General features: G+C 66.0%; 29 protein-coding genes and 1 other RNA gene. 4 read left to right on the forward strand and 26 right to left on the reverse strand.

What is annotated here, in order from left to right:
- Position 1: 1 nt before the first annotated feature.
- Positions 2–2,947, reverse strand: coding sequence for an isoleucine--tRNA ligase (gene ileS, locus AC2D9V_RS01705; RefSeq protein WP_484712304.1), 2,946 nt, complete (start codon positions 2,945–2,947; stop codon positions 2–4).
- A gap of 196 nt (positions 2,948–3,143) precedes the next feature.
- Positions 3,144–4,763 carry an FAD-dependent oxidoreductase gene (locus AC2D9V_RS01710; protein WP_484712305.1) on the reverse strand — a complete coding sequence of 540 codons (1,620 nt, stop codon included), beginning with the start codon at positions 4,761–4,763 and terminating at the stop codon, positions 3,144–3,146.
- Positions 4,764–4,835: 72 nt separating this feature from the next.
- Here AC2D9V_RS01710 and AC2D9V_RS01715 point away from each other — a divergent pair, with 72 nt between their 5' ends.
- Positions 4,836–5,207, forward strand: coding sequence for a DUF2237 family protein (locus AC2D9V_RS01715; RefSeq protein ID WP_484712306.1), 372 nt, complete (start codon positions 4,836–4,838; stop codon positions 5,205–5,207).
- A 7-nt stretch (positions 5,208–5,214) separates the two neighbouring features.
- Here AC2D9V_RS01715 and AC2D9V_RS01720 read toward each other — a convergent pair whose 3' ends face one another.
- The 15 genes from AC2D9V_RS01720 to AC2D9V_RS01790 all read right to left on the reverse strand — a co-directional run bounded on the left by AC2D9V_RS01720 (position 5,215) and on the right by AC2D9V_RS01790 (position 17,490).
- Positions 5,215–5,754 carry a helix-turn-helix transcriptional regulator gene (locus AC2D9V_RS01720; protein ID WP_484712307.1) on the reverse strand — a complete coding sequence of 180 codons (540 nt, stop codon included), beginning with the start codon at positions 5,752–5,754 and terminating at the stop codon, positions 5,215–5,217.
- 48 nt (positions 5,755–5,802) lie between these two features.
- Positions 5,803–6,282, reverse strand: a complete 480-nt coding sequence (locus tag AC2D9V_RS01725) for a hypothetical protein (RefSeq protein ID WP_484712308.1) — start codon at positions 6,280–6,282, stop codon at positions 5,803–5,805.
- A gap of 89 nt (positions 6,283–6,371) precedes the next feature.
- Positions 6,372–6,890: a C2 domain-containing protein gene (locus AC2D9V_RS01730; protein WP_484712309.1), complete on the reverse strand. Its 519-nt coding sequence runs from the start codon at positions 6,888–6,890 to the stop codon at positions 6,372–6,374.
- 265 nt (positions 6,891–7,155) lie between these two features.
- On the reverse strand, positions 7,156–8,388 hold the full coding sequence (trpB, locus tag AC2D9V_RS01735; protein WP_484712310.1) for a tryptophan synthase subunit beta: 1,233 nt from the start codon (positions 8,386–8,388) through the stop codon (positions 7,156–7,158).
- A 142-nt stretch (positions 8,389–8,530) separates the two neighbouring features.
- Positions 8,531–9,199, reverse strand: a complete 669-nt coding sequence (locus tag AC2D9V_RS01740) for a phosphoribosylanthranilate isomerase (protein ID WP_484712311.1) — start codon at positions 9,197–9,199, stop codon at positions 8,531–8,533.
- The gene (locus tag AC2D9V_RS01745; protein WP_484712312.1) at positions 9,199–9,561 is read right to left on the reverse strand and encodes a LapA family protein; all 363 of its coding nucleotides are present in this window, start codon (positions 9,559–9,561) and stop codon (positions 9,199–9,201) included. Before AC2D9V_RS01745 ends, AC2D9V_RS01740 begins: the two co-directional genes overlap by 1 nt.
- A gap of 83 nt (positions 9,562–9,644) precedes the next feature.
- Positions 9,645–9,926, reverse strand: coding sequence for an integration host factor subunit beta (gene ihfB, locus AC2D9V_RS01750; protein ID WP_484712313.1), 282 nt, complete (start codon positions 9,924–9,926; stop codon positions 9,645–9,647).
- A gap of 172 nt (positions 9,927–10,098) precedes the next feature.
- A complete protein-coding gene (gene rpsA / locus AC2D9V_RS01755) occupies positions 10,099–11,778 on the reverse strand; it encodes a 30S ribosomal protein S1 (RefSeq protein ID WP_484712314.1) in 1,680 nt (559 codons plus the stop codon).
- 173 nt (positions 11,779–11,951) lie between these two features.
- A complete protein-coding gene (locus AC2D9V_RS01760; RefSeq protein WP_484712315.1) occupies positions 11,952–12,470 on the reverse strand; it encodes a hypothetical protein in 519 nt (172 codons plus the stop codon).
- Positions 12,471–12,563: 93 nt separating this feature from the next.
- Positions 12,564–13,670 (reverse strand): DUF6895 family protein, encoded by a 1,107-nt coding sequence (locus tag AC2D9V_RS01765; RefSeq protein ID WP_484712316.1) that lies wholly within the window; start codon positions 13,668–13,670, stop codon positions 12,564–12,566.
- A gap of 88 nt (positions 13,671–13,758) precedes the next feature.
- Positions 13,759–13,977 (reverse strand): hypothetical protein, encoded by a 219-nt coding sequence (locus AC2D9V_RS01770; RefSeq protein ID WP_484712317.1) that lies wholly within the window; start codon positions 13,975–13,977, stop codon positions 13,759–13,761.
- A gap of 170 nt (positions 13,978–14,147) precedes the next feature.
- The gene (locus AC2D9V_RS01775; RefSeq protein ID WP_484712318.1) at positions 14,148–14,738 is read right to left on the reverse strand and encodes a (d)CMP kinase; all 591 of its coding nucleotides are present in this window, start codon (positions 14,736–14,738) and stop codon (positions 14,148–14,150) included.
- Between the two features lie 123 nt (positions 14,739–14,861).
- Positions 14,862–16,208 (reverse strand): 3-phosphoshikimate 1-carboxyvinyltransferase, encoded by a 1,347-nt coding sequence (aroA, locus tag AC2D9V_RS01780; protein ID WP_484712319.1) that lies wholly within the window; start codon positions 16,206–16,208, stop codon positions 14,862–14,864.
- A 38-nt stretch (positions 16,209–16,246) separates the two neighbouring features.
- Positions 16,247–17,044, reverse strand: a complete 798-nt coding sequence (hisN, locus tag AC2D9V_RS01785; RefSeq protein WP_484712320.1) for a histidinol-phosphatase — start codon at positions 17,042–17,044, stop codon at positions 16,247–16,249.
- Between the two features lie 83 nt (positions 17,045–17,127).
- Positions 17,128–17,490, reverse strand: coding sequence for a helix-turn-helix domain-containing protein (locus AC2D9V_RS01790; RefSeq protein ID WP_484712321.1), 363 nt, complete (start codon positions 17,488–17,490; stop codon positions 17,128–17,130).
- Between the two features lie 358 nt (positions 17,491–17,848).
- On the opposite strand from AC2D9V_RS01790, the gene AC2D9V_RS01795 reads away from it, so the two are divergent.
- A complete protein-coding gene (locus AC2D9V_RS01795; RefSeq protein ID WP_484713390.1) occupies positions 17,849–18,832 on the forward strand; it encodes an NADPH:quinone oxidoreductase family protein in 984 nt (327 codons plus the stop codon).
- Here the strand turns inward: AC2D9V_RS01795 and AC2D9V_RS01800 are convergent.
- On the reverse strand, positions 18,820–19,671 hold the full coding sequence (locus tag AC2D9V_RS01800; protein ID WP_484712322.1) for a LysR family transcriptional regulator: 852 nt from the start codon (positions 19,669–19,671) through the stop codon (positions 18,820–18,822). The two genes, AC2D9V_RS01795 and AC2D9V_RS01800, sit on opposite strands and share 13 nt — an antisense overlap.
- A gap of 51 nt (positions 19,672–19,722) precedes the next feature.
- Between AC2D9V_RS01800 and AC2D9V_RS01805 the strand changes: the two genes are divergently transcribed.
- Both AC2D9V_RS01805 and AC2D9V_RS01810 read left to right on the forward strand, forming a co-directional pair.
- Positions 19,723–20,013 (forward strand): DUF1127 domain-containing protein, encoded by a 291-nt coding sequence (locus AC2D9V_RS01805; RefSeq protein WP_484712323.1) that lies wholly within the window; start codon positions 19,723–19,725, stop codon positions 20,011–20,013.
- A gap of 131 nt (positions 20,014–20,144) precedes the next feature.
- Positions 20,145–20,882, forward strand: a complete 738-nt coding sequence (locus tag AC2D9V_RS01810; protein WP_484712324.1) for a Bax inhibitor-1/YccA family protein — start codon at positions 20,145–20,147, stop codon at positions 20,880–20,882.
- Between the two features lie 61 nt (positions 20,883–20,943).
- Here AC2D9V_RS01810 and AC2D9V_RS01815 read toward each other — a convergent pair whose 3' ends face one another.
- The 8 genes from AC2D9V_RS01815 to gatC all read right to left on the reverse strand — a co-directional run bounded on the left by AC2D9V_RS01815 (position 20,944) and on the right by gatC (position 26,234).
- Positions 20,944–21,456 (reverse strand): GNAT family N-acetyltransferase, encoded by a 513-nt coding sequence (locus tag AC2D9V_RS01815; protein WP_484712325.1) that lies wholly within the window; start codon positions 21,454–21,456, stop codon positions 20,944–20,946.
- A gap of 83 nt (positions 21,457–21,539) precedes the next feature.
- Positions 21,540–21,707, reverse strand: coding sequence for a 50S ribosomal protein L33 (gene rpmG / locus AC2D9V_RS01820; RefSeq protein ID WP_135448918.1), 168 nt, complete (start codon positions 21,705–21,707; stop codon positions 21,540–21,542).
- 100 nt (positions 21,708–21,807) lie between these two features.
- Positions 21,808–22,434, reverse strand: a complete 627-nt coding sequence (locus tag AC2D9V_RS01825; RefSeq protein ID WP_484712326.1) for an EF-hand domain-containing protein — start codon at positions 22,432–22,434, stop codon at positions 21,808–21,810.
- 133 nt (positions 22,435–22,567) lie between these two features.
- An RNA gene (gene rnpB / locus AC2D9V_RS01830) (RNase P RNA component class A) lies at positions 22,568–22,961 on the reverse strand.
- 11 nt (positions 22,962–22,972) lie between these two features.
- Entirely contained in the window at positions 22,973–23,689 is a 717-nt protein-coding gene (locus AC2D9V_RS01835; protein ID WP_484712327.1) for an N-acetylmuramoyl-L-alanine amidase, read from the reverse strand.
- Entirely contained in the window at positions 23,686–24,435 is a 750-nt protein-coding gene (locus AC2D9V_RS01840; protein WP_484712328.1) for a hypothetical protein, read from the reverse strand. Before AC2D9V_RS01840 ends, AC2D9V_RS01835 begins: the two co-directional genes overlap by 4 nt.
- A 30-nt stretch (positions 24,436–24,465) precedes the next feature.
- A complete protein-coding gene (gene gatA / locus AC2D9V_RS01845; RefSeq protein ID WP_484712329.1) occupies positions 24,466–25,950 on the reverse strand; it encodes an Asp-tRNA(Asn)/Glu-tRNA(Gln) amidotransferase subunit GatA in 1,485 nt (494 codons plus the stop codon).
- Complete coding sequence (gatC, locus tag AC2D9V_RS01850) at positions 25,947–26,234, reverse strand: Asp-tRNA(Asn)/Glu-tRNA(Gln) amidotransferase subunit GatC (RefSeq protein ID WP_484712330.1); 288 nt, start codon at positions 26,232–26,234, stop codon at positions 25,947–25,949. The genes gatA and gatC overlap by 4 nt, the downstream gene beginning before the upstream one ends.
- Positions 26,235–26,279 lie beyond the last annotated feature (45 nt).

Below are 26,279 nucleotides of genomic sequence, written 5' to 3' on the forward strand. Positions count from 1 at the left end.
GTCACCCCAGCGCGTCGTTGCAGCGTTGACAGGTGCCAGGATGCTTGTGTGTGCCCACATCCGGCAGGACCTTCCAGCAGCGTTCGCATTTCTGACCGCGCGCCGGGTGGAACAGAACCGCCACCTCCGGAACATCCGACAGTGCAAAAGCGTCCGCTGGCGGCTCCGAGGTCCGGAGCGCAAGGTCCGAGGTGATGCAAAGCTCGGCAAAGTCGACACTGCCCAGAAGCCCGGCCATGGTGGGCGAGACGAAGACCTCGGGCGCGGCCTCAAGGCTCGCCCCGATCACCTTCGCCGTCCGCTGCACCTCGAGCGCGCCGGTGACCACGCGGCGGGCATCGCGGATCGTGTTCCACTTCGCCGCCAAGGCTTCGTCGCGCCAGGTTTCCGGCGTGTCCGGGAAGTCCACGAGGTGGATGCTCGACTGCTCGCCCGGGAACCGCTCCAGCCAGACTTCCTCCATGGTGAAGACGAGGACCGGTGCAAGCCAAGTTGTCAGGCGGTGGAACAGAAGGTCCATCACCGTCCGGCAGGCGCGGCGGCGCAGGGACGCGGGCGCATCGCAGTAAAGCGCGTCCTTTCGGATGTCGAAATAGATCGCCGACAGGTCCGTGGTGCAGAAGGTGAAAAGCTTCTGGAACACGCCCTGGAAGTCATACTTCGCATAGCCCTCGCGCACTTCCGCGTCGAGTTCGGCCAACCGATGCAGGACCCAACGTTCAAGCTCCGGCATCCGGGCCGGCTCCACCCGCTCGGCGTCCGAGAACCCCGCCAGCGCGCCCAGCATGTAGCGCATGGTGTTGCGGAGACGGCGGTAGCTGTCGGCGACGCCTTTCAGGATCTCCTTCCCGATCCGAAGGTCGACCGTGTAGTCCGACTGCGCCACCCAAAGCCGCAGGATGTCGGCCCCATATTCGCCGATCACCTCCTGCGGGGCCACCGTATTGCCGAGCGACTTGGACATCTTCATGCCCTTCTCGTCCAGCGTGAAGCCGTGGGTCAGCACGCCGCGATAGGGCGCGCGGCCCTTGGTGCCGCAGGCCTGCAGCATCGAGGAATGGAACCAGCCGCGATGCTGGTCGGTGCCCTCGAGGTAAAGGTCGGCCAACCCGTCCGCCGACCCATCCTCGCGGTCGCGCAGGACGAAAGCGTGGGTGGAGCCACTATCGAACCACACGTCCAGCACGTCGAAGACCTGTTCATAATCCTGCGGATTCACGATGCCGGACAGCATCTTTTCCTTGAATCCTTGCACATACCATACATCGGCGCCGTCCGCTTCGAAGGCCGCCTTGATCCTTGCGTTGACCTCGGCGTTCTTCAGAAGAAAGTCTGCCGCATCCGGCCTGGCACCCTTCTTCACGAAACAGGTCAGCGGCACGCCCCAGGCACGCTGGCGCGACAGGACCCAGTCCGGCCGCGCCTCGATCATCGAATGAAGACGGTTCCGCCCGGTTGCGGGCGTCCATTCCACAAGCTGATTGATCGAGTTCAGCGCCCGGCTCCGGATCGTGTCCCCATAGGTCGACATGCCGTCATCCAGCACCCGGTCGATCGCCACGAACCACTGCGGCGTGTTGCGGAAGATGACCGGAGCCTTCGACCGCCAGGAGTGCGGATACTGGTGCTTGAACTTCCCCTTGGCGAAGAGCGCACCGGAATAGGCCAGCTGCTTGATCACGCTGACGTTTGCCGGGCCTTCCTTGCCTTCGGGCGTGATGATGTGCTGCCCGCCGAACAAGGGAAGGTCCGCGCGGTAGGACCCGTCCGCCTCGACGTTCCAGGTCATCGGCAGGCCGAACTTCACGCCCATCTGGTAGTCGTCATCGCCGTGGCTGGGGGCGGTGTGGACGAAACCTGTCCCGGCATCGTCGGTCACATGGTCGCCCGGCAGCATCGGAACGTCATAGTCCCACTCCGCACTGCCACCTTCCACACCGCGGAATGGATGCGCCAGCACAAGGCCGCGCAATTCGTCAGCCGAGACACCGCGCAGCCGGCGGTACATTGTGCCGTCCAGCTTTGCCGCCGCAAAGACCTGCTCGGCCAGGGTGTCGGCCATCAGGTAAGTGAAACCGATGGTCACCGCGCTTTCCTGCGGGCGGCCCGTCACTTCGTAAAGGCCGTAGGACACCTCGGGATTGTAGGCCACGGCCCGGTTCTGCGGGATGGTCCAGGGTGTCGTCGTCCAGATCACCACCCGCGACGCCAGAAGGTCAGTCCGGATGCAGGCCCCGGTTTCCGCGAAGCTGTCCGCAGCGACCACCGGAAACGCCACCCAGACCTGGTGGCTGGTATGGTCGTGATACTCCACCTCGGCTTCCGCCAGCGCGGTCTTTTCAACCGGCGACCACATCACGGGTTTGGAGCCCTGGTAGAGCGTCCCGTTCATCAGGAAGGTCATGAACTCGTCGGCGATCACAGCTTCGGCGTGGTAGTCCATCGTCAGATAGGGACGGTCCCACTTCCCCGTCACGCCAAGCCGCTTGAATTCCTCGCGCTGGACGTCGATCCAGCCCTCGGCAAAGCGGCGGCATTCCTGGCGGAAGGCCACCGTATCGACGTCATCCTTGTTCAGGCCCTTCGCCCGGTACTGCTCCTCGATCTTCCACTCGATCGGAAGACCATGACAGTCCCACCCCGGCACATAGCGCGCATCGCGGCCCATCATCTGCTGGGACCGCACCACCATGTCCTTCAACACCTTGTTCAGCGCGTGGCCGATGTGGAGGTGCCCGTTGGCGTAAGGAGGCCCGTCATGCAGCACGAAGGGCGCCCGCCCCTTGGCATTCTCCCGCAGGCGGTCATAGACGCCGATCCGCTCCCACCGCGCCAGCCAGTCGGGCTCGCGCTGGGGCAGGCCCGCGCGCATCGGAAAGGCGGTCTCGGGCAGAAACACGGTATCGCGGTAGTCGGGAACGGTCGTGTCGGTCGTGTCGGAAGGCATGGGAGAACTCGCGGTCAAAGGGGGGGATCGGCCAAGCGCAATGAACCCGGCGGCTGGGGATCAGCCTGCCGGGCCGCTAATTCGACGCGAGATCAGCCCGTATTCCATGGCGGGCGTTATAGGCGGCAGCACGGGCGCGGTAAAGGGTCCGAACCCGATGGCCCGGGGCGCGTTGGACATCCCGACGGCCAGTGGCTCAGGGGTTCAGGTACTTCCACACCTCGGAAATCACCACCGACCCCTCCCCTACGCCCGCGGCCACCCGTTTGACCGACCCGGCCCGCACGTCGCCCACCGCATAGATGCCGGGACAGGAGGTCGCATAGCGCCCCCGCGCCCCCGCCCCCGCCGCCTCGCCCGTCAGGACAAAGCCCTGCCCGTCCACCGCCACCCGCCCCTGCAGCCAGCCGGTGTTCGGCGCGGCCCCAACCATCACGAACACGGCGCGGGCGTCAATCACCCAGTCCTGCCCGTCCTCGGCACTGTGGATGGTGACCGACTGCAGCGACCGCTCGCCCTCCAGCGCCACCAGCTGCGCGCGATAGTGGATGGTGATGTTCGGCGTCTGCACCAGCCGCTCGATCAGGTAGGACGACATGCTTTCGGCCAGGCCCTTGCCGCGCACCAGCACATGCACATGCTTCGTGCTCCGCGACAGGAACATCGCCGCCTGCCCGGCCGAGTTGCCGCCGCCGATCACCACCACCTCAGCGTCGCGGCACCAGCGCGCCTCGATCTCGGTCGCGGCATAGTAGACGCCCGCCTTCTCGAAATGCTCCAGCCGGTCGATGGGCAGGCGGCGGTATTCCACCCCGGTAGCCACGATCACCGACCGCGCGAGGACCCGCGCCCCGTTGTCCAGCGTCAGGCACCAGTCGCCGCCCTCGGGGTCGATCCCGCTCACCCGGTGGGGAATGGCAAAGCGGGTCCCGAACTTCATCGCCTGCAACGCGCCCCGGAAACAGAGGTCGGCCCCGGTGATCGCGGTCGGAAAGCCCATGTAATTCTCGATCCGGCTCGAGGCCCCCGCCTGCCCGCCGATCGCCAGATCCTCGACCACCAGCGCGCCGAGGCCCTCGGCCCCGGCATAGACCGCCGCCGAGACCCCTGCCGGGCCCCCGCCGACGATCACCACGTCAAAGGTCGCATCGGTGGGCGAAAAGGCGATGCCGATCCGTTCGGCAATCGCCAGGGGCGTGCAGTCGCGCAGGACCTCGCGCGCGCCGAAGATCACCTTGGGCCCTGCTTCGGGCGCAAAGCTGCAGGTCCGGCCCCAGTCGCCGGCCGCTTCGGAGGCCGGGTCGATCACCTTCACCGGCAGCTTGTTGCGTACGCAGAAGGCCGCGACGAGCCGCACCTGCCGGTCGTCCGGGTGGCCCACGATGGTGATGGCGTCCGTTGTCCGCTCCAGCATCGCGCGCCGCCGGGCGGCAAAGACCGAGACGATGATGTCCGACATCTCGGGTTCCGCCGCCATCAGCCGCAGCATCGCATCACGCGGAACGGCCAGCACCTCGGCCGGGCTGACCGCACGCATCGTGTAAAGCATCCGCCCCCCGGTCAGAAAGGCGATCTCGCCGATGAACTGGCCCTCGCCCAGGATATTGGCGTTCAGGGGACGGCCCGCCGCCTCGTCCCACAGCTGGAAGCTGCCCTTCAGGACGAAGAAGAACATATCGGCCGGGTCGCCCGTCCGCAGGAAGATCTCGCCCTCCGCCACCTCGCGCAGGGTGCCGATCCGGCGCATGGCGGCGACATGGTCCTCATGCAGCGGCCTGCGCACCATTGTCGCAAGGTCTTCGGCAAGGCTTTCCATCGGTGGCCCTTTCAGCGATCCTTGGTGCAGAGTTGGGCAGGCCGCCGCGAAAGGCAAGCAGGGGAGCCAGGGATGAAGGAACCATCAGTCAACGTTCTGGGCGGCCCTCTCGAGCCCTGTTCCAACGATCCGGTCACCGGGTTCTTCCGCGACGGCTGCTGCAACACCGGCCCGATGGACCGCGGGCAGCACACGGTCTGCGCCACCATGACGGCCGAGTTCCTGGCCCTGTCGAAATACCTTGGCAACGACCTTTCGACACCGCGCCCGGAATACGGCTTTGTCGGGCTGAAGCCGGGGGACCAGTGGTGCCTCTGCGCCAGCCGCTTCCTTCAGGCCTATCAGGAAGGTGCCGCACCGAAGGTACGCCTTGCCGCCACGCATCGCGCGACGCTGGACGTCGTGCCCCTCGACGCCCTGAAGGCCTCGGCGCTGGACGGCTAGGGCAGCGTCACGCCGTCCGGGCCGATGGCTTGTCGTCCGCCCCGTCAATCGGCGGGCGGATCACGCCGGTATCCCCGATCAGGTCATCGATGAACAGGGACAGAAGCTGGGGCCGCCCGGTGACGCCCGCCTTGCGGTAGATCGCGTTGGTCTGCGCCTTGACGGTGCCTTCGCTGGTCGACCGCAGGGTCGCGATCTCGGCCGTCGACATCCCCTTGATCGCAAAGAGGGCCACGTCCCGTTCCGACGGGGTCAGGCCCCAGGCGGTGAAACGCTCTTCCAGAAGGTCCATGAACGCCCCCGACGCGCGGCGTAGCTTTTCTTCCGCCCGGTTCCGGTCAAGAAGCGCCCGGCGCAGCACGAAGGCCCCGACGACCACGCCCAGCATCAGCCCCACCGCCGCGCCGATCTCCATCAGCTCGCGCAGTTCCCAGCTGACCGGCTCGGTCTCGATGCCGAGGACCGAGGTCAGGATGTCCCATGAAAAGAACGTCGCGCACAGCGCCTGAACCAGAAGGACAAGGGCAATCGGGAAGGCGCGTCTCACCGTGAGGCCATCCACCAGGGTTCGCAGCCGGTGTGATGAGGCGCGACGTCAGTCATCGTCATCGTCATCGTCGTCGCCGCCGCCGTCATTGTCGTCGTCGCCGCCGCTGTCGTCATCATCATCGCCGCCGCCGCCGCTGTTGCTGCTACCGCTTCCGCTGTTGTCACTTCCTCCATCATCGCCATCATCGTCATCGTCGTCATCATCATCATCGGCGCTACCCGAGCCCGAGCTGCTGCTGCCCGACTTGTCCTCGATGATGGTGGAGGTGCGGCTCCCGCCGCTGGTCGGCGACCAGAGGTCGCGGAGAATCTCGCCGCTATTCGGATTGATGATGATCTCGCGCCGACCGTCGCCCCGCATGCCGACGATACGGACACGGCCAAGCAATGTCCGTTCCTGGCGGACAATGCGGAAACCCATCCGCTCCAGCTGTGAAATCACGCTGGCAACATAATCCTGGGCCAGCGCGGGCCCGGACAGGATCGCCGCTGCAACCAGTCCGGACATGAAGTCACGGCGTTTCATTTCCTTCCGCCCCTTTTCCGGCACCAACTATGTGCCATGCGGCAGGCCCCGGCAATACCGGGGCCCGCCAAACCATTTACGCGGCGCGATCAGTCCTCGTCGCCGTCATCCCCATCGTCGTCGTCGTCGCTGCCCGAGTTATCGTCGTTGTCATCGTCGTCATCGTCGTCATTGCCGGAGTCGTCGTCGTCATCTTCGTCGTCATCGTCGTCACTGCCGGAGTTGTCGTCGTCATCATCGTCATCGCTGTCGTCGTCGTCATCATCGCTGTCGTCGTCATCGCCGTCGTCGTCGTCATCGCCGCCAACGAAATCCCGCTGCGAGTCCTCGATCTCCACGCCAGTCCGCCCGATGTAGTCGTCATCGGCATCCTCGAATTCCTGCTTGATCGGCTGGCCGCTGGCGTTGTCATAAATGACTTCGACCTTGCGATCACCCTTCACGGCCTCAAGCTTCGTCTGGGTCGGGCCGACCTTGACCTCGACATAGCTGTAGCCCTCGCGGATGTAGGCGTCCGCCAGCGTCTGCGGGTTGATCGCGGCAAAGGCCATGGTCCCGGAAAGGGCTGCGGCGGCGGTGAACATCATCAGTCTGGTTTTCAGTTTCATCTGTCGTACTCCGTTCCTGTCATCTGTCCGACCCGTCCGGATGCGCATCATCTCGGTTGCGGGATGACCCCAGAAACACGGCGTCAGGCTGGGTTGGAAATTGGCCCGGGGTTTAATCGGCGTCGATAAACCGAAGGGCGATCCGCCTAAACTGCGGTTTATGCCCCGCTTACGGGCGCCGGAAAGCCCGCGCAGCGGAAGTGAAACGGGCCGGAAGCTTGCGCCCCGGCCCTGCATTACCATTTCAAATCAATGGTTTATATCATCACACCTTCATGTCGAAGCCAAGGTGCCTCGCCACCGTGAAGATGTCCTTGTCGCCGCGCCCACACATGTTCATCACAATGATCTGGTCCTTCGGCAATGTCGGCGCGATCTTCGTCACATGCGCCAGCGCGTGGCTCGGCTCCAGCGCGGGGATGATTCCCTCAAGGCGGCAGCACAGCTGGAACGCCTCCAGCGCCTCGGCATCGGTGATGCTGACATACTCCGCGCGGCCCACGTCATGCAGCCAGGAATGCTCCGGCCCGATTCCCGGATAGTCGAGACCGGCCGAGATCGAGAAGCCCTCGAGGATCTGCCCGTCGGCATCCTGCAGCAGGTAGGTCCGGTTCCCGTGCAGCACGCCCGGCCGCCCGCCGGTCAGGGATGCGCAATGCTGCATCCGGTCGTCCACGCCCTTGCCACCCGCCTCGACCCCGATGATCCGCACCGAAGGGTCGTCGAGGAACGGATAGAAGAGGCCCATCGCGTTCGACCCGCCGCCGATCGCCGCGACCACGACGTCCGGCAGCCGCCCCTCGCCCTCCTGCTCGGCCAGCTGCCAGCGCACCTCCTTGCCGATGATCGACTGGAAGTCGCGCACCATCGCCGGGTAAGGGTGCGGCCCCGCGACCGTGCCGATGCAGTAGAAGGTGTCGCGCACGTTGGTCACCCAATCCCGCAGCGCATCGTTCATCGCGTCCTTCAGCGTGCCGCGGCCGGAGGTGACCGGGATCACCTCGGCCCCCAGAAGCCGCATCCGGAACACGTTCGGCGCCTGCCGCTCCACGTCATGCGCGCCCATGTAGACCACGCATTTCAACCCGAACTTCGCGCAGACCGTGGCCGTCGCCACGCCGTGCTGGCCTGCACCCGTCTCGGCGATGATCCGGGTCTTGCCCATGCGGCGGGCAAGGATGATCTGGCCCAGCACGTTGTTGATCTTGTGGGCGCCGGTGTGGTTCAGCTCGTCGCGCTTCATATAGACCTTGGCCCCGCCAAGGTGCTCGGTCAGCCGCGGTGCGAAGTAAAGCGGCGAGGGGCGGCCCACGTAATGCTTCCAGAGGTCGTCCATCTCGGCCCAGAAGCTCGGGTCTGTCTTGGCGTGGTTGTAGCGCTCTTCCAGTTCCAGGATCAGCGGCATCAGCGTCTCGCTGACGAAACGCCCGCCGAAAAGGCCGAAGCGCCCCTGCTCATCCGGCCCCGTCATGAAGCTGTTCAACCCGTCCTCGGCCATGGTGCACCCCTCTTGTTTCCCCGGATGTAACGCGATTGCCCCGGCGGGAAAAGGCCCAGCCAAAGCTTCATTCTTCGTCTTCAAATATCCCCGCCGGAGGCCGGCTGCCAAAGGCAGCCCCGAATTTTCGCAGAAAATTCGTTTACCGCAGGATCGGCACGCCCGCCTTCACCCCTTGCGCCGCCTCGACAAAAGCCGCGATCCGGCCGGCGTCCTTCACCCCCGGCGCGCTTTCGACGCCAGACGAGACGTCGACCTGCCGCGCCCCGGTCAGCCGGATCGCCTCGGCCACGTTCTCCGGCGTCAAGCCTCCCGCCAGCATCCATGGCTTCAGCCATTTCCGCCCGACCAGAAGCCGCCAGTCGAAGGCCAGCCCATTGCCCCCCGGCAGTGCGGCACCCTTCGGCGGCTTGGCGTCGATCAGAAGCTGGTCGGCCGCAAGGCTCATCTCGATCAGCCCGGCAAGGTCGCCCTCATCCGCCACGCCCATCGCCTTCATCACCGGCAGGCCATAGCGCGCCCTGACCGCGGCCACGCGGTCCGGCGTCTCGTGGCCGTGCAGTTGCAGCATGTCCAGCGGCACAGCGTCCACGATGGCGTCAAGCGTGACATCATCGGCATCGACCGTCAGCGCCACCTTGCACAGGCCCTCGGGCGCCGCCAGCGCCAGCGCCCGCGCCTCGGCCACCCCAAGGTTGCGCGGGCTTTTCGCAAAGAAGACAAAGCCCGCATAGGCCGCCCCCGCCGCCGCAACCGCAGCGACATCGGCTTCGGTCCGAAGCCCGCAGATCTTGACCCGGACCGCGCGCATCAGCGTGCCTTCGGCTGCTCGAGAAGCGCCAGCACTTCATCCCTCGGTGGAACCGCGTTGGCATCCCGCATTACCGCAAGCTCCCGCTCCAGACGGGCCACTTCGCGCGCCTTCTGGCTGGCGGTGGCGCGGTGGCCGTGTTCGCGGAACCATTCCCAGATGAACCCCACAAGGATTCCCGCGATGATCGCCGCGAAGATCACCAGGAAGAGGGGCAGCTCCATCGCCCAGGTCAGACCGGTCAGCTCGGCCAGGTCGACCGGCAGCAGCCGCACTTCCACAGGATTCCGGTTGGCCACCGCAACCGCAATAAGCGCCAGACCAAGCAGGCCCAGGAACACCAGTCTCAGATAACGGATCATGCGGGTCGGCCCCCAGTGGTCGCCCTCAATATCGGCGCGAATCCCGGCGGGCGCAAGCCGCGCTCAGCCCCGGGTGCCTGCCATCACTTGCCGTTCAGCCGGTCGCGCAGAAGCTTGCCGGTCTTGAAGAACGGCACCTTCTTGTCATCGACCTTCACCGCCTCGCCCGTCCGCGGGTTGCGGCCAACGCGGGCCTCGCGCGATTTCACCGAGAACGCCCCAAAGCCGCGCAGCTCCACCCGGTCGCCCTTGGCAAGCGCGTCGACGATTTCCTCGAAGACCGTGTTCACGATCCGCTCGACATGACGCTGCGTCAGATGCGGATTCTCATCGGCGATTTTCTGGATCAGTTCGGAACGGATCATCCGTTGTCCCCCCTGTGGTTCGGTCCCTGGCAGGCGACCGCCACGCTGTTGTTCTGCCGGACTATAACGACAGGATTTGGCCGCTGACAAACAAAAACGGGGACTTGGCGCCTGAATGCAAAAGGCCCCGCGTGTGGCGGGGCCTTTCCATTCAATCATCGGTAACGCTAACTCAGCTGCGGTCCTTCAGAGCGGCGCCCAGGATGTCGCCCAGCGAGGCGCCCGAATCGGACGAGCCGTACTGTTCGACGGCTTCCTTCTCTTCGGCGATCTCGCGCGCCTTGATCGACAGGCCCAGCTTGCGGGTCTTCGGATCGATGTTGGTCACGCGGACGTCGACGTGGTCACCGACCTGGAAGCGCTCGGGGCGCTGGTCGGCACGGTCTCGCGCAAGGTCGGACCGGCGGATGAACGACTTGGCGCCGTTGTACTCCACCTCGATCCCGCCCTCTTCGATCGCGGTCACGGTCACGGTGATCACCGCACCACGCTTCACGCCATCCACCGCATCGGTGAAGGTGTCGTCGCCCAGCGCCTTGATCGACAGGCTGATGCGTTCCTTCTCGACATCCACCTCGGTGACAGCGGCCTTGACCGTGTCGCCCTTGCGGTAGTTCTGGATCGCTTCCTCGCCACGCTGGTCCCACGACAGGTCCGAGAGGTGGACCATCCCGTCGATGTCGTTCTCAAGGCCGACGAACAGACCGAACTCGGTGATGTTCTTGACTTCGCCCTCGATGGCCGAACCGACCGGGTGGGTTTCCGCAAAGACTTCCCACGGGTTGCGCTGGGTCTGCTTCAGACCAAGCGAAACGCGACGCTTGGCGCTGTCGATTTCCAGCACCATGACGTCCACTTCCTGGCTGGTCGACACGATCTTGCCGGGGTGCACGTTCTTCTTGGTCCAGGACATCTCGCTGACGTGAACCAGGCCCTCGACGCCCGCTTCCAGCTCCACGAAGGCGCCGTAGTCGGTGATGTTGGTGACGCGGCCCTTGTGGACGGTGCCGATCGCATACATCTTCTCGACGGCATCCCACGGGTCGGACTGAAGCTGCTTCATGCCCAAGGAGATGCGGTGGGTTTCCTTGTTGATCTTGATGACCTGAACCTTGACGGTCTCGCCGATCGACAGGATTTCCGACGGATGGTTGACGCGGCGCCAGGCCATGTCGGTGACATGGAGCAGGCCATCCACACCGCCCAGGTCCACGAAGGCCCCGTATTCGGTGATGTTCTTGACCACGCCGTCGACCGTCTGACCCTCGGTCAGGTTGCCGATGACTTCGGCGCGCTGTTCCGCACGGCTTTCTTCCAGGATCGCGCGGCGCGAGACAACGATATTGCCGCGGCGACGGTCCATCTTCAGGATCTGGAACGGCTGCTTCATGCCCATCAGCGGGCCGGCATCACGCACCGGGCGGACGTCAACCTGGCTACCGGGCAGGAACGCCACAGCGCCCCCGAGATCGACCGTGAAGCCGCCCTTGACCCGACCGAAGATCGCGCCATCGACGCGCTGCTCGGCGGCATAGGCTTTTTCCAGACGGTCCCAGGCTTCCTCACGGCGGGCCTTTTCACGGGAGATCTGGGCTTCGCCGCGGGCGTTTTCCACGCGGTCCAGATAGACCTCGACGGTATCGCCGACCGAGATGTTCGGGGCCTCGCCGGGGTTCGCGAATTCTTTGATGTCGATGCGGCCTTCCATCTTGTAGCCGACATCGATGATGGCCTGGCCCGCTTCGATCGCGATGACCTTGCCCTTTACGACAGTGCCCTCTTCGGGGGTGTCGATCTCGAAGCTTTCCTTCAGCAGGGCTTCGAAGTCTTCCATGGTTGCTTTAGCGCACATATAGATCAGTTTCCTTTTCACGTGTTTTCACTGGCCATGCGGTTGGCTCCGCCGGTCTTGGCCCCGAATGGAAAAAACCGACCGGCCGGAAAACCGGCGGCGGCATGTCGCTTCAGGATGCGCGCTCTATAGTGGCAAAGCCGTCATGGGGCAAGGGCAAGACGATCCTGCGGTCAGGCGGTGTCCGCCGGCCCCGGTCCAGCCTCTGGCCCCGGATGTGCCTCGGCGCTGTCCTCGCTGCCGGAGGGGTAGAAGATCCCCAGAAGGATCAGCGCGATCCCCCCGCCGATCAGGAGGGCCGAGCGGTGACCACCCCCCGTCTTGCCGCCCTCACCGGCAGCGCCACCAAGGCCCGCAACCTCAGCCGGCGCATGCGTAGTGCCCCGGCCAAAGGGACCATGGCGAAGCAAGGTTCCCGCCGCCTGCACCGCCGTCGCCGTCCAAAGCGCGCGCGTCCCGGCCCGTGCTTCGGCCGACAGACGGTTCCGCCGCCGCGTCAGCCCGACGACGGCCAGCGCAAGGAGCACAAGCGCCAGCGTCACCACCGCGAGGGCCCCGACCATTCCCATCGGACCAGCCAGCAGCAGCACCAGCGCCGCCACCCCCAGCACCCAGGCCGTCGCCAGAAGCACCCCTGCCGCCACGGCCGCACCAAGCGAGGCCATCTGGTCCTGCACGGCCCCTGCAGCCATCTTCCTGATCGCGTCCAGAACCAAGGCCCACGCACTCCACCGGGATAGGGTTTCCAGACTGCCCGAACCCGGCCACCCCCGCAAGTGATGCGCTCAGGCGAGGGAGGCTCGCACCTCACCGATCTGGCGGGCATAGCAACGATGCAGGTCCGCATCCGACATTCCGACCCCAAGTGCTGCATATTCCCGCGCGAAAAGGACGTTCCGTTCCGCCAGCGTCTGCAACGTCTCAAGCCGCCCGGCCACCATGCGCTTCAGCCAGCCGCCGCCCTCGCAGACCGCATAGGCCCGCCGGATCGCCTCGGCATCCCGCCGAGCCAGCGCCGCGGCGAGGGCGCCCAGCCGCCCCACCTCGCCCGGACCCGCTCCTTGGGGATGGGTCAGGATATCCACGCCGTAGCGCGCCAGGACCGTCCCGCGCAGAAGGTCATGCACCAGCATCGGGTGATAGGCTTGCCGCAAAGCCGTGCCGGTCAGGCGTCCCTCGAACAGCACCGGGTTCCTGTCGCGCACTTCTGCGATGCAATGGCTCAGTCCCGCCCATTCCGATGCGTTCAGGGGCTGCCAGACCGCGCACATGCAGCACTCCCAGAAGAGGTCGACGTCATTGCGCGCCATCGCCATCGCGGCCAGCATCAGCGCCACGCCGCGCACCTCAGGGTCGGGCATCGGCCGCGCGCCGAAGTCGCTGGCGTAAAAGACCGTGTGGGTGAAAGCATAGGCCATCGCCCGGTCGAACCCATAAGCGCGCACCGCATCCCGCATCACCGCCGTGCCGCGCCAGTCGGGCAGCTTCCCTCGCCCCGTCAGCGCCAGAAGCCAGGGCCGCTCCAGCGCCCGGTAGGGCGTCTGTTCGCCCATCACCCGGTCCGCCGCCGCAAGATCGTCAAGCAGTCCTTCGTGCACCGGCGAATACAACTCCGCCGCCCGCGGTCCCAGCCGCAGGAAGACATAAGGTGTGGCGCATTGGTGCAGGACGAAGTCATTGGCCACCATCCGCAGCCAGCCCTCCTCGTGAATCCGGGCATGGATCACATCCTCCAGCCGCGCCGCCGCATCCTGATCCAACAGGTGCGCGGGATAATCTCGACGCAGGTAATGCAGCGCCATCGCCAGTTCGGTCAGGCACTTGGAATGGTCGCCGGAATGGCCATCGAACTCGGCCAGCAGGGGTTCGAACTCGGTCAGGGTGAATGTCATGCGCCTCTCCGGGGCGCGTGGCCCCGCCTCGCTTTTCTGGGGAAAGAAAGGGGACCGGCCGCAAGCCGCGCGCCGGTCCCGTGGCTGTTCAGCGCTGCAGCACCTTCGACAGGGCTTCCAGCTCGACCGCGCCGCCGGCCACGACGTAGCTCGGCCCGACAACGGCCCACCAGCCGTTCTCTTCGCCCGCGCCGATGCCGTCGGCGATTTCCATCTTCGAGGCGGCATCCATCACCTCGGCCAGCGTCAGCTTGGTGTTCAGGATGCCCGCCGCCTGGATCGATCCCAGTGCTCTTGCACGTTGCATGTCAGTCTCTCCGTCATGAAAAGGGTTGCTTGAGAAATCCGTCGTCCGAAATCCGGATGACCTGATCACTCTACCAAAAGGCGATCAATTCCCCGCGTGAATACCCGCCAGGGTTTCGCCAATGCCGGGCGAAAAAAGCGTCAGAGGTGCGTCAAGCGCGCCGGGGGGACTCAGCCGCGCGGCAGCCGCCCGGTGACCGCCGCAATGGCCATTGCCACCGCCTCGTCGATCCCGAGTTCACTCGTGTCGATAACCAGCGCATCTTCCGCCGCCCGCAAGGGCGCATCTGCCCGCCCCATGTCGCGGGCGTCGCGTTCCTTCACCTCGGCCAGAACCCGCGACTCGTCCCCGCCGACTTCCAGCCAGCGCCGGTGCGCGCGGACCTCGGGGCTGGCGGTGACGTAAAGCTTCACCTCCGCCTCCGGGCAGATCACCGTCCCGATGTCGCGCCCGTCCAGCACCGCCCCGCCTTCGGCGCGCGCGAAGCGGCGCTGGAAGTCGACCAGCGCGGCGCGGACCTCGGGGATCACCGCAACCCGGCTTGCCGCCTGCCCCGCCTCCAGCGTGCGCAGGCCGTCCCGCTCCAGGTCAGCGGGGCCAAGGGTGCGGGCGGCCGCCACCGGGTCGCCACCCTTCATCCCCACCGCGCGGTAAAGCAGTCCAGTATCCAGATGGCGGAACCCGAAGCGCGCGGCCACAGCCCGGGCGATGGTGCCCTTCCCCGCCGCCGCCGGCCCGTCGATCGCCACCGTGAAGATCATGTCCAACCCCCGTAGGTCGGGCTTCAGCCCGACTCCCCGCCGGTTAAGAAACCCCTAACGTCCACGCATAAGTATATGATAACTTTGGGTAATCCGAATTTGACCACTGTGGTCACTTCCCGCCTACCCCCGCTCGATCTCGGCCCCGAGCCCCCGCATCAGCCCCTCGAAGACCGGGAAAGAGGTCTGGATGGGCGACCCGTCATCGACCGCAACGGGGGCTTTCGAAGCCAGCCCGCAGACAAGAAAGCTCATCGCGATCCGGTGGTCGATATGGGTGGCACAGGTCGCCCCGCCCGGCACCCCGCCAGCGCCCATCCCGTGCACGATCAGGGTATCCTCGTCCTCCTCGACCTTCACCCCGCAGGCCTCCAGCCCCCGGGCCATCGCGTCGATCCGGTCGCTTTCCTTGACCCGCAGCTCCTTCACCCCCCGCATCACCGTCTTTCCGGTCGCGAAGGCCGCGACCACCGACAGGACGGGGTATTCGTCGATCATCGACGGTGCCCTCTCGGGTGGCACCTCGATCCCCTTCATGTTGCCCGAGAACCGGACCCGCAGGTCCGCTACCGGCTCACCCCCCTCCTCGCGGGGGTTCATGAAGTCGATCTCGGCCCCCATCTCCACCAGGGTGAGATACAGCCCGTTCCGGGTCAGGTTCTGGCTGACGCCAGGAACGGTGATGTCCGACCCCTCGACGATCAGTGCCGCGCAGACCGGAAAGGCAGCACTCGAGGGGTCGCGCGGCACGGCGACCGACTGCGGCCGCAGCTCCGGCTGGCCGGTCAGGGTGATGACATGCCCCTCCGCCCCCTTCTCGACGTGCAGTTTCGCCCCGAAGCCCACCAGCATCCGCTCGGAATGGTCGCGCGTCGGCTCCTTCTCGATCACCACCGTCTCGCCCGGCGCGTTCAGCCCGGCCAGGAGGACGGCCGACTTGACCTGAGCGGACGCGACCGGAAGGGCATACCTGACCGGCACCGGGTTCGCGGCCCCAACCACCGTCATCGGCAGCCGCCCCCCCTGCCGCCCGTAGGCGCGGGTTCCGAAGAGGGACAGGGGGTCCGTCACCCGCCCCATCGGCCGCTTCCGCAAGCTTGCATCCCCGGTGAAAGTCGCGGTGATCGGGGTCGTCGCCATCGTCCCAATGATCAGCCGCACCCCGGTGCCCGAGTTGCCGCAGTCGATCACATCCGCCGGCTCGCGGAACCCGCCGACCCCGACGCCGTTCACGGTCCAGGCCCCCTCGCCGTGACGCGTCACTGTGGCACCGAAGGCGCGCATCGCTTTTGCCGTGTCCAGCACGTCCTGGCCTTCCAGAAGGCCGGATATCCGGGTTTCCCCTACCGCCATCGCGCCGAAGATCAGGCTGCGGTGGCTGATCGACTTGTCGCCCGGCACCTCGGCCACACCCCGCAAGGGCCCCGACTTGCGGGATTTCATCGGTTGCGCGTCGCCATGGCCGGACATCTTGGTCTCCTCAAGTTTCGCGCCTGATAGCGCAAGCGTCACGCCTTGAGAAGCGCCAGCGCCTCGGCATGGATGGCCCGGTTCGCGGCAGCAAGGATGCGGCCCCCGTCATGGGCCGGGCGGCCCTGCCAGTCGGTCACCACACCCCCTGCCGCTTCGATCACGGCGATCGGGGCCTGCACGTCATAGGCCTGCAAGCCAGCCTCGATCACCAGGTCGATCTGCCCCGCCGCAATCAGAGCGTAGGCGTAGCAGTCGGTCCCGTAGCGGACGAGCTTTGCTCGGGGGGCGACCCGGCGGAAGGCGGCACCTTCCTCTGGCGTGCCGACCTCGGGGAAGGTCGAGAAAAGGATCGCCTCGGACAAGGGACGCGCTGCGCGGGTGGCAAGCCTTGCCTCGCCCATCGGTCCCACGACCCGCGCGCGGCCAAGGCCCCCTTCGAACCGTTCGCCGATGTACGGCTGGTCGATGATGCCATAGATCGGCCCCCCGGCGTCGCGGACCGAGATCAGCACTCCCCAGGTCGGCGTGCCGGAAAGATAGCCCCGCGTGCCGTCGATCGGGTCGAGCACCCAGGTCAGGCCGCTGGTGCCGGGCTTCGGGCCGAACTCCTCGCCCAGGATCGCGTCCTCTGGCCGGCGCTCGGCCAGGATCGCGCGCATCCGTTCCTCGGACAACCGGTCGGCGGCCGTCACCGGGTCAAAGCGCGCGGCCTCCTTGGTGTCGGCGACAAGGTCGGCTCGGCGAAAATGCTGGAGGGTGGCCACCCTTGCGGCATCAGCCAGCGCATGCGCGGTGGCGACAAGGTCATCGGCCAGGGTCGGGGAAACGGGCATCGCCACACCTCGTGCAAGGCAGGCGAAGGTCACCTGCCCCGCCGGCGCTAATGGCCGGCAGGGCGAAGGTCAAGCGGCAGGGATCAGGCAGCGTCCGACAGGACGCGGGCAAGATCGAAGAGACGCCGACGCTGGGCTTCCGGGATCGCATAGTAGGAGCGGACAAGCTCCAGCGCTTCCTTGTCAGCCATCATGTCGCCCTGCGGAGCGACCGCGGCAACCTGGCCCTCGGCAAGTCCTTCAAAGAAGAACGAGATCGACACACCCAGCGCATCGGCCACATCCCACAGCCGCGAAGCGCTGACCCGGTTCATGCCCGTTTCGTACTTCTGGATCTGCTGGAATTTGATACCGACCTTGTCGGCCAGTTGCTGCTGAGTCATGCCCACCATCCAGCGGCGATGCCGGATGCGCTTGCCGACATGGGCGTCAACGGGATGCTTCATACTTCACTCCAATGGAAACGGAACGTCACACCCATACCTAAGCAATTTTCGTGCCAAGATTTGCCGTTCTGGGGGCTTCGACGAAAAAAGTTTTGCGGGGTGCGAAAACCTAACCTTTAAGACAGGTCCAATTCTACAAGCGTATAACACACGGTCCGGTTGTTAACTACTTTGCCTCACAGGCAACTTCGACTCAGGGCACTCGCCCTAAAGGCGATTTCCAGTATGCATTGCATTTTGGAAAGAGTTTCTCAGTTTCTTAGCGTTTTGCATAAAACTTGTGTTGCCAGAGCGTGCAAAGTGCTGGACGAAGCGCTGTCGCATGTTAGGACTCGGAAACATCGGGGCGGAGAACACCATGCGTGCGTGGAAGATTTCGGCATTGGGGGCCCCGCCGGTCCTGTCGGAAGAAGCTAGGCCGGTTCCCGCAAAAGGCGAGGTCCTTGTCAGGGTTGCCGCGGTGGGTCTTAACTTTGCTGACCTTCTGATGCTGGCCGGCACCTATCAGGTCAAGCCGCCCCTGCCCTTTGTTCCGGGGATGGAGTTTGCCGGAACGGTCGAGTCTTCAGGGCCGGACACGAATGGCCCCGCGCCCGGCACCCGAGTTCTTGGCATTCCCGGATCAGGCGCCCTTGCGGAATGGCTGTGCCTGCCGGCTCATCACCTTACCCCGCTGCCCGATGCGATGTCGTTCGAGGAGGCCGCAGGCTTTCCGATCGCTTATGCCACCTCGCATCTGGCGCTGGCCTGGAAGGCGGCCCTGCAACCCGGCGAAACGCTGTTTGTCACCGGGGCGGCCGGGGGCGTCGGTCTGACGGCGGTCGAGATCGGAAAGCGCCTTGGCGCCCGGGTCATCGCTTCGGCGCGGGGGGCTGACCGTCTGGCGGTGGCCAGGGCGGCGGGGGCGGACGTGCTGATCGACAGCGAGGACCCGGAGCTGCAAGGCGCCGCGCTGAAGGACCGGCTGCGGGCTGAAGGCGGGGTGGACGTGGTCTACGATGTTGTCGGCGGCGCGGCCTTTGACGCGGCGTTGCGGGCCTGCAATCCGGACGGGCGACTGCTGGCCATCGGCTTTGCCGCCGGGCAGGTGCCGCAGATCCCTGCGAACCAGCTTCTTGTTCGCAACCTTTCGGTTATTGGCTTCTGGCTGGGAGCCTACCAGAGCCTCGCCCCCGCCCGCGTCCGGGGCAGCTTGACGACGCTTCTGGACTGGCGGGCGCGCGGCCTGCTGCAGCCCCACGCCGGTCAAGTCCTGCCGTTCGAAAGCCTGCCCGAAGGGCTGGAGCTCCTGCGCAGCCGCCGCTCGACCGGCAAGGTCGTGATCCGGGTTCAGGCCCCGTAAGCGCAGCGAAGCTCGGACAGAAGCAGTTCGGTCGCCTCATCCGAGGGGCGGTTGCTGCGGTATAATGCCAGTTTCATCTCGCCCAGCGCCGGCAACTGGTTGTCGCCCTGGATCACCTCGGTTCCTTCAGGGATACTGCCAGCCATGCGCGCCGTGATCGCAAGGTCCGCCGCAACCGTCGCTTCGACCGCCTGTTCGCTCTCGCCCCCCGTAGCCATCTCCCAGGGGATGCCCGCCACATCCAGCGCCCCCTGCGCCGTGGGCCGGAAAATGCAGGTATCCTTGAACCCCAGCCGCAGGGGCCGCCGCTGCCAGGCGCTGCCGCCGGATGCGCCCACCCAGACCAGGGCCCGCGACGACAGCACCTCGGCTCCCGGGTCAGGCGTGACCTCGGTCGTCAGGATCACGTCGAAATCGCCGCGCGCAAAGGCCTCTTTCAGCATCAGGGTAAAGGACGAGACCAGGTTCACCTGCACCATCGGGTAGGCCTGCGCCATCCGCCGCAGGAGTCCCGGGATCGCCGGATAGACCACATCATGCGGCACCCCCAGCCGGATCGGCCCGCAGCAAGCCGCGACCGAGAAGCGCGAGAGCGCCTCGTCGTTCAGCGCCAGCATCCGCCGACCATAGGACAGAAGCTGCTCGCCCTCTGGCGACAACGCAAGCTTGCGCGCGGCCCGAAGGAAAAGCTGCATCCCAAGCGACTCTTCCAGCCGCTTGATCTGCATCGACACCGCCGACTGCGTCAAGTTCAGATAGCCCGCCGCCCGCGTGACACCGCCGACTTCGGCGACCGTCACGAAAGAGCGCAGGGCTGCAAGGTCAAGGTTGCGCGGCATATCACGTATCCTGATGATGGGCGTCACAATCATTCGTTTCCATCATGCATCATGATGCGGCATTCTTCAAGCATCCTGATGCTGGACGTGACCGGCATCACCAAACCAGATGATTGGAGAAATGCCATGATCACCCACAGCCTTCAGGCGCTTTGGTCCGGCGCCATCCGCCCCGCCCGCTTTCTGCGCCATGTCCTGGACATGGCCGAAGTCACCCGGTCGCGCCGGGCATTGGGCCGGCTGGATGAGCACCTCTTGCGCGACATCGGCCTGACGCCCCATGAGGCCGAGGTCGAGGCCTCCCGCATGCCATGGGACCCGCCGCTGCACTGGCGCGATTGAAAGGTTTACACTTTTGCGCAGGCCTGCGACGGCAAGGCGCTTGAATTCAGGCGTCCGGTTCCCAATATTCGACGCACGAGGTCGCGCCGGTCCCCCCGGCGTTGCCCTTAGGGACAACATCGGAGGCTTCTATGGCTCAATATGATACGATCCGCAGCGTTGGCGTTGGTGCCCGCGCCGCGATCGACGAAGGGCTTCGCGCCCATATGAACAAGGTCTACGGGCTGATGTCCGTGGCGATGGTGGTAACCGGTGGTGTGGCCTGGTCGGTCGGCACCTCCGAGGCGCTTCTGTCGATCTTCCGCGACCCCGTGACCCTCAGCCCGAACATCCTTGGCTGGATCGTCATGTTCGCCCCCATTGCGATGGCTTTTGCCTTCGGCGCCATGATCAACCGCCTGTCGGCCGCTGCCGCGCAGCTTTTCTTCTACGCCTTCGCTGCGGTGATGGGCCTCTCCATGGCCTGGATCTTCCAGGTGTTCACCGGCGTTTCGATCGCCACGACCTTCTTCGTGACCGCGATCGCCTTCGCCAGCCTGTCGCTGTACGGCTACGTCACCAAGCGTGACCTCAGCGGCATGGGCACGTTCCTGATGATGGGTCTGATCGGCCTTCTGGTCGCGATGATCGTGAACATCTTCCTCGCCTCCTCCGCGCTCGCCTTCGCGATCTCGGTGATTGGCGTGCTGATCTTCGCGGGTCTGACCGCCTATGACACCCAGAACATCAAGAACACCTACATCCAGCATGCGATGTCGGCGGATCAGGAATGGCTGGGCAAGGCCGCGATCATGGGCGCGCTGAGCCTGTATCTCGACTTCATCAACATGTTCATGTTCCTGCTGCAGTTCCTGGGCAACCGGGAATAAGGCGGCAGCCAGAACCAGAAAGGGCCGGTCTTCGGACCGGCCCTTTTCTTTTGGTGCGCCCTTACCTCAGGCGAAGATCGGCCATCATCCGCAGGACCGGAAAGACGATGCCGGGCGCCAGCGTGACCTCGGCCTCGTGCAAGGGGCGGAACCCCAGCGCGGTATAGAACGGCACCGCCGTGCGGGTGGAAAGGCAGTTCAGCCACAGCATCCCCGCCCCGCGCGCATCATGGATCACCCGCGTCATCAGCGCCCGACCCACCCCGCGCCGCGCAACATCGGGGTCGGTCGCGACGTGACGGACATGGCCGGTATCCGGCAAGGCCGCACCGGGCGAAGGACCGCCGCGCGTCCAGCCACCGGCCGCCAGCACCCTGCCTTCGGGGTCCTCCGCAAGGAAATAGGTCCCCGAGGCCAGAAGCTCGGGCCGGGCCCGCATGATCCGGGGCACGGCCAGAACCAGCGTCGACGGCGGGTAGTCCGCCGCCAGAAGCCGTGGATAGCTGCGCGCCAGCAGCGCATCGACCGCCGAAAGGTCGGCAGGCGAGGCCCTGCGCAAGGACAGTGTCGGCATCATCCCCGTTAACTGGGGCGATCGGCGCAAAAGGAAAGGGCCGCGCTTGTGGCGCGGCCCCGAACCCGGACAAAGGAAGATCGTTACTTGATCTTGCCTTCCTTGTATTCGACATGCTCCCGCTTCACGGGATCGTACTTCTTGATGACCATCTTTTCGGTCATCGTACGGGCGTTCTTCTTGGTCACGTAGAAGTGGCCGGTGCCCGCGGTCGAGTTCAGGCGGATCTTGATAGTGGCGGGCTTCGCCATGGTCGTCTCTCCTGCATCGGGGAATCCGTGGGCCCCCGGTGAATTCTTGAAGCCCGCCTTTTATCCGTCTTCGTGGCAGAGTCAACCGCTATCGGCGGCCTTATTGCCACATCGCGGCGCGCATTTCCCAAGGCGTCACCTTGCCGTCGCGGTCGCTGTCGGCAGCCTCATACTGCGCCTTCTCGGCGGCCAGGAATTCGGCCATCGTGACCTTACCGTCACCATCGCCATCTTTCCCCGCAAAGCGGGCGGCGTGGCGGTCTTCCATACCGGGCATCATGCCCCGCGGGTTCATCATGCCCATCCGACCGCCACCGAATTCACCCGCTTCCAGGGCGCCGTCGGCATTGGCGTCCATCAGGGCGAACATCGCTTCGGCATGGCCGGCGGCCTCTTCGGCCGAAACATCGCCGCTCTGGTCGGCATCAAGGCCGGCCATCATCATCCCAGGTCCCATGCCGCCCGGACCTGCGCCACCCGGGCCGCCACCGCCCGGACCCATGCCCCAGCCTTGTCCGCCACCCTGCATCATGCCCGAGCCCGGACCCATGCCGTAGCCTGGCCCCATGCCGTAACCTTGACCCATGCCATAGCCCGGACCCATGTCCCAGCCCCAGCCTTGCCACCAGCCCTGGCCCGGCCCTCCGCCCCAGCCCGGCTGTCCCTGGGCGAGCGCGCCCGTGGCAGCACCGATTCCAAGCAGCACGATGATGGATAACGCTTTCATGACCATTCCTCCTGTACAGGCGGAAAGCCTTGCTGCGCTTCCCGCTTGATCAAGAACGCACATGCAGGACGGATCAGCGTTGACGGAGATCAACAACACGGGAAGGTGATCGGTCGCCCGACCCCGAGGGAACATGCGCGGAGAGCCTGTAAGCCGGATTCTGTCCCGGGCTTTCGCCCATGGATGACCATTCCTCTGCCAACCGTGTTGCCACGGCGGTCAAGCTGCCAACCCGGGCCTCTCGGGCGTTGGCGTCCCTGCGGGCGGTATCGGTTGCCCGACCGGCCCCCGCGCGAGGCCCCTATTTGGCATTGCTCCGGGTGGGGCTTGCCGTGCCGGTCCGGTTGCCCGTCCCGCGGTGGGCTCTTACCCCACCGTTTCACCTTTACCCTTGCGTACAAAGGAAGTCTCTTCTCTGTGGCGCTTTCCCTGGGGTTGCCCCCGCCGGGCGTTACCCGGCACCCTTGCCAACGGGAGTCCGGACTTTCCTCGAAGCCTCGCGGCCCCGCGGTCATCCAGCCCTCCGCGCGCCCCCGAGTTAGGAGGAGAGGGCCGTGCCGTCAACTGCAAAGGGGCGCAAACCGGCGGCAAGCCGGCAATCGGTGGCATCGAGCGGCCCTGACGCCCAGGGGCGAAAGCGAAGGCGGAAAGCGGTCAGAAGCGTCTCCGGCGGGCAGGAAGGATAACCGAAGGCGGCAAGGTCGGCCAGGAAACGCGCCGCATCCGAGTCTGCACTTCCCTCCCCCCGCGTGGGGGAGGGATTGGGTGGGGGGGTCTCCGCCACCTGCCCGGGCCAGACCGACAGCCCCTCCAGGGCCAGCCGCCGCCAGTCAAAGCGCGGCCCGGGGTCGCCCTTGCGGTCCGGGGCCATATCGCTATGCGCGATCACCGCCGCAGGGGAAAGGTCATGACGCTCCATCACCCCGCGCAAGAGCTGCTCAAGCGCCGCCATCTGCGGTTCGGCAAAGGGCCGGTCACCGGGATTGGCCAGTTCGATACCGATCGACCGCGAGTTGACGTCGTCCCTCCCGCCCCAAGACCCGGCACCTGCGTGCCAGGCCCGCGCGCCTTCGTCCACCAGCGTCAGAAGAGTTCCGTCTTCGTCGATCAGGTAATGCGCCGAAACCTCGGCCGCCGGATCACACAGCCGCTCGAGCGCCGCGGCGCAATCAAGCACGGTATAATGCAGCACCACCAGTTCGACCCGCCTGCCCCGCCGGTCCCCGAAGTTCGGCGACGGGTGCGTCAGGCTCACTGCAGCGCGGTGCGGAACGGGCGCGGGTCCCAGGAACAGGCAAAGCCGTCGCCGTCCGGATCGACACCCAGACGGTCACGCTCGGGGCCACCGCGTTCCAGGAACTCCTGCTGCGCCTGATCCGGAGAGGCAAATTTGGCGCAGGCCGCATCCTGATCCCGCAGCGCGATCCCGCCACGGCGATAGAGCTGCACCCCCGGCGCATGGTTGGTGGCAAGCGCGAACTCCACGATATTCGGCCCGGTGTCGCCCGGCCGCTGCGGCAGGGCACCCGGTTCGACGACGACGTATTCGGCCCGGTTCCGCGCGATCCGCTCAGCATCGCTTTCGATCGTCTCGCGCGCCGCCACCGCGTTGAAATCCTGCTCGTCCGAAATACCGACATTGCCGGCAACCTCGCCCGATTCCTCTTGGATTCCGGCCGGGGCGCTTCCACGCGGACGGGCCGGGTCCAGGCTCGTCGGCGGCAGAGGGGCCGGCGTGACCGCAGCCACGGGGGCCACCGGCGACACACCTTCGGCGCGGTCTATGGCCGCCGCAGCGGCCGCCGGATCGAAGGCGCCACCGATCGGAGGCACCACCACGGGACCCGTCGGCGGGGGGGGCGGCGCACTGCCGCGGATATAGCTGTTGTAGTCCTGGAAGCCGACGCCTGCGCCCGTGTCAACCGGCGGCGGCGGTGCACATCCTGCGACAAAAGCCGCCGAAACGACACCGACAGCGGACCAGAGGGAGAAGCGGCTCATCAATGCCTCGACAGGGTGATTTTGGCCCCCTTACCACCATTTTTCCGGCTTGGCCACAAAACCGGCGCGCGCTTCAAGCACTTGTGCAAGATTCAGAAGTCCCGCCTCGTCCCAGGGACGCCCGATCATCTGAAGCCCCAGCGGCAGCCCCTGTCCGTCAAGACCGACGGGGACCGCGATGCCCGGCAACCCGGCCAGGTTCACCGTCACCGTGAAGACGTCGTTGAGATACATCTGCACCGGATCGGCATCCGCCATCTCGCCCAGCCCGAAGGCGGCGCTTGGGGTCGCCGGCGTCAGGATCGCATCGACCCCGGCATCGAAGACCGTCTCGAAGTCGCGCTTGATCAGCGCCCGGACCTTCCGCGCGCGGTTGTAATAGGCATCATAGAACCCGGCGGACAGCACATAGGTCCCCACCATCACCCGGCGCTGCACCTCGGGCCCAAAGCCTTCGGCGCGGGTCTTTTCGTACATCTCGGTGATCCCGTCGCCCTGGGCGAGCTTCGCCCGGTGGCCGTAGCGCACCCCGTCATAGCGGGCGAGGTTCGACGACGCCTCGGCGGGCGCGATGACGTAATAGGCAGGCAGCGCGTATTTCGTATGGGGCAGGCTGATGTCCCGCACCACGGCGCCTGCGTCCTTCATCATCTCGATCCCGCGCGCCCAGAGCGCCTCGATCTCGCCCGGCATCCCGTCCATCCGGTATTCCTTCGGGATCCCGATGACCTTGCCCCGGATGTCCCCGGTCAGCGCCGCCTCGAAATCCGGCACCGGGATATCCGCCGAGGTGGAATCCTTCGGGTCATGCCCCGCCATCGCCCCCAGCATGATCGCCGCATCGCGGACGGTCTTCGTCATCGGCCCCGCCTGATCGAGGCTCGAGGCAAAGGCGACGATCCCCCAGCGGCTGACGCGGCCATAGGTCGGCTTGATCCCGACGATCCCGGTAAAGGCCGCCGGCTGCCGGATCGACCCGCCGGTATCCGTCCCCGTCGCCGCAAGGCACAGGTCCGCCGCCACAGCCGCCGCCGACCCACCCGAGGACCCGCCCGGCGTCAGCTGCACGTTCGACCCCTGCCGCCGCCACGGGTTCACCGCGTTGCCGTAGCAACTGGTCTCGTTCGACGAACCCATCGCGAATTCGTCCATGTTCAGCTTGCCCAGCATGACCGCGCCCGCATCGAATAGCTGCGCGGTGACGGTCGACTCATACTCCGGCCGGAACCCCTTCAGGATGTTCGACGCGGCCTGGCTCGGCACGCCTTTCGTGCAGAACAGGTCCTTGATCCCAAGGGGAATGCCGCACATCGCCGGGGCATCGCCGGCCTTCAGCCGCGCATCCGCCGCCCGGGCCTGATCAAGGGCAAGCTCCGGCGTCTTCCAGACGAAGGCATTCAGGTCATCGCCCGCATCCATCGCCGTCAGGCAGGACATGGTCAGGTCGACCGCCGAAATCTCGCCCTTCCGCAGGGCATCCCGCGCCGCCGCGATGGTCCACCGGTTCGCGCTCATTCCACCACCTTCGGCACGGCAAAGAACCCTTCGCGCGCGTCGGGCGCGTTCTTCAGGACCTGGCCCTGGATATTCCCGTCGGTGACCACATCCGCCCGCCGCTTCAGCCGCATTGGCGTCACGCTGACCATCGGCTCTACCCCGGTCACGTCCACCTCGTTCAGCTGTTCCATGAAGCCGAGGATGCCCGAAAGCTGCCCGGCCAGCTTCGGCAGATCCGCCTCATCCACGCGGATCCGCGCAAGCTTTGCCACCTTGCGCGCGGTGTCGATGTCAATGGCCATGGGCCCCCCTTTCAGGTTTCGCCCCGTTTAGCTGCGCACCTCAAC

This window comes from Tabrizicola sp. T46, assembly GCF_057219895.1.

Excerpts from the sequence above, each read along its gene's own strand:
- AC2D9V_RS01775 (WP_484712318.1), bottom strand. The coding sequence starts at position 14,738 with ATGATCTTCACGGTGGCGATCGACGGGCCGGCGGCGGCGGGGAAGGGC.
- hisN (WP_484712320.1), bottom strand. The coding sequence starts at position 17,044 with ATGCCCGTTTCCCCGACCCTGGCCGATGACCTTGTCGCCACCGCGCAT.
- AC2D9V_RS01745 (WP_484712312.1), bottom strand. The coding sequence starts at position 9,561 with ATGATCCGTTATCTGAGACTGGTGTTCCTGGGCCTGCTTGGTCTGGCG.
- AC2D9V_RS01765 (WP_484712316.1), bottom strand. The coding sequence starts at position 13,670 with ATGACATTCACCCTGACCGAGTTCGAACCCCTGCTGGCCGAGTTCGAT.
- rpsA (WP_484712314.1), bottom strand. The coding sequence starts at position 11,778 with ATGTGCGCTAAAGCAACCATGGAAGACTTCGAAGCCCTGCTGAAGGAA.
- AC2D9V_RS01800 (WP_484712322.1), bottom strand. The coding sequence starts at position 19,671 with ATGCCGCGCAACCTTGACCTTGCAGCCCTGCGCTCTTTCGTGACGGTC.
- ihfB (WP_484712313.1), bottom strand. The coding sequence starts at position 9,926 with ATGATCCGTTCCGAACTGATCCAGAAAATCGCCGATGAGAATCCGCAT.
- AC2D9V_RS01815 (WP_484712325.1), bottom strand. The coding sequence starts at position 21,456 with ATGCCGACACTGTCCTTGCGCAGGGCCTCGCCTGCCGACCTTTCGGCG.
- AC2D9V_RS01740 (WP_484712311.1), bottom strand. The coding sequence starts at position 9,199 with ATGCGCGCGGTCCGGGTCAAGATCTGCGGGCTTCGGACCGAAGCCGAT.
- AC2D9V_RS01810 (WP_484712324.1), top strand. The coding sequence starts at position 20,145 with ATGGCTCAATATGATACGATCCGCAGCGTTGGCGTTGGTGCCCGCGCC.
- AC2D9V_RS01805 (WP_484712323.1), top strand. The coding sequence starts at position 19,723 with ATGATGCGGCATTCTTCAAGCATCCTGATGCTGGACGTGACCGGCATC.
- AC2D9V_RS01825 (WP_484712326.1), bottom strand. The coding sequence starts at position 22,434 with ATGAAAGCGTTATCCATCATCGTGCTGCTTGGAATCGGTGCTGCCACG.
- AC2D9V_RS01770 (WP_484712317.1), bottom strand. The coding sequence starts at position 13,977 with ATGCAACGTGCAAGAGCACTGGGATCGATCCAGGCGGCGGGCATCCTG.
- ileS (WP_484712304.1), bottom strand. The coding sequence starts at position 2,947 with ATGCCTTCCGACACGACCGACACGACCGTTCCCGACTACCGCGATACC.
- gatA (WP_484712329.1), bottom strand. The coding sequence starts at position 25,950 with ATGAGCGCGAACCGGTGGACCATCGCGGCGGCGCGGGATGCCCTGCGG.
- AC2D9V_RS01725 (WP_484712308.1), bottom strand. The coding sequence starts at position 6,282 with ATGAAACGCCGTGACTTCATGTCCGGACTGGTTGCAGCGGCGATCCTG.
- aroA (WP_484712319.1), bottom strand. The coding sequence starts at position 16,208 with ATGTCCGGCCATGGCGACGCGCAACCGATGAAATCCCGCAAGTCGGGG.
- AC2D9V_RS01715 (WP_484712306.1), top strand. The coding sequence starts at position 4,836 with ATGAAGGAACCATCAGTCAACGTTCTGGGCGGCCCTCTCGAGCCCTGT.
- AC2D9V_RS01795 (WP_484713390.1), top strand. The coding sequence starts at position 17,849 with ATGCGTGCGTGGAAGATTTCGGCATTGGGGGCCCCGCCGGTCCTGTCG.
- AC2D9V_RS01710 (WP_484712305.1), bottom strand. The coding sequence starts at position 4,763 with ATGGAAAGCCTTGCCGAAGACCTTGCGACAATGGTGCGCAGGCCGCTG.
- AC2D9V_RS01730 (WP_484712309.1), bottom strand. The coding sequence starts at position 6,890 with ATGAAACTGAAAACCAGACTGATGATGTTCACCGCCGCCGCAGCCCTT.
- AC2D9V_RS01760 (WP_484712315.1), bottom strand. The coding sequence starts at position 12,470 with ATGGCTGCAGGGGCCGTGCAGGACCAGATGGCCTCGCTTGGTGCGGCC.
- trpB (WP_484712310.1), bottom strand. The coding sequence starts at position 8,388 with ATGGCCGAGGACGGGTTGAACAGCTTCATGACGGGGCCGGATGAGCAG.
- gatC (WP_484712330.1), bottom strand. The coding sequence starts at position 26,234 with ATGGCCATTGACATCGACACCGCGCGCAAGGTGGCAAAGCTTGCGCGG.
- AC2D9V_RS01840 (WP_484712328.1), bottom strand. The coding sequence starts at position 24,435 with ATGAGCCGCTTCTCCCTCTGGTCCGCTGTCGGTGTCGTTTCGGCGGCT.
- AC2D9V_RS01790 (WP_484712321.1), bottom strand. The coding sequence starts at position 17,490 with ATGAAGCATCCCGTTGACGCCCATGTCGGCAAGCGCATCCGGCATCGC.
- rpmG (WP_135448918.1), bottom strand. The coding sequence starts at position 21,707 with ATGGCGAAGCCCGCCACTATCAAGATCCGCCTGAACTCGACCGCGGGC.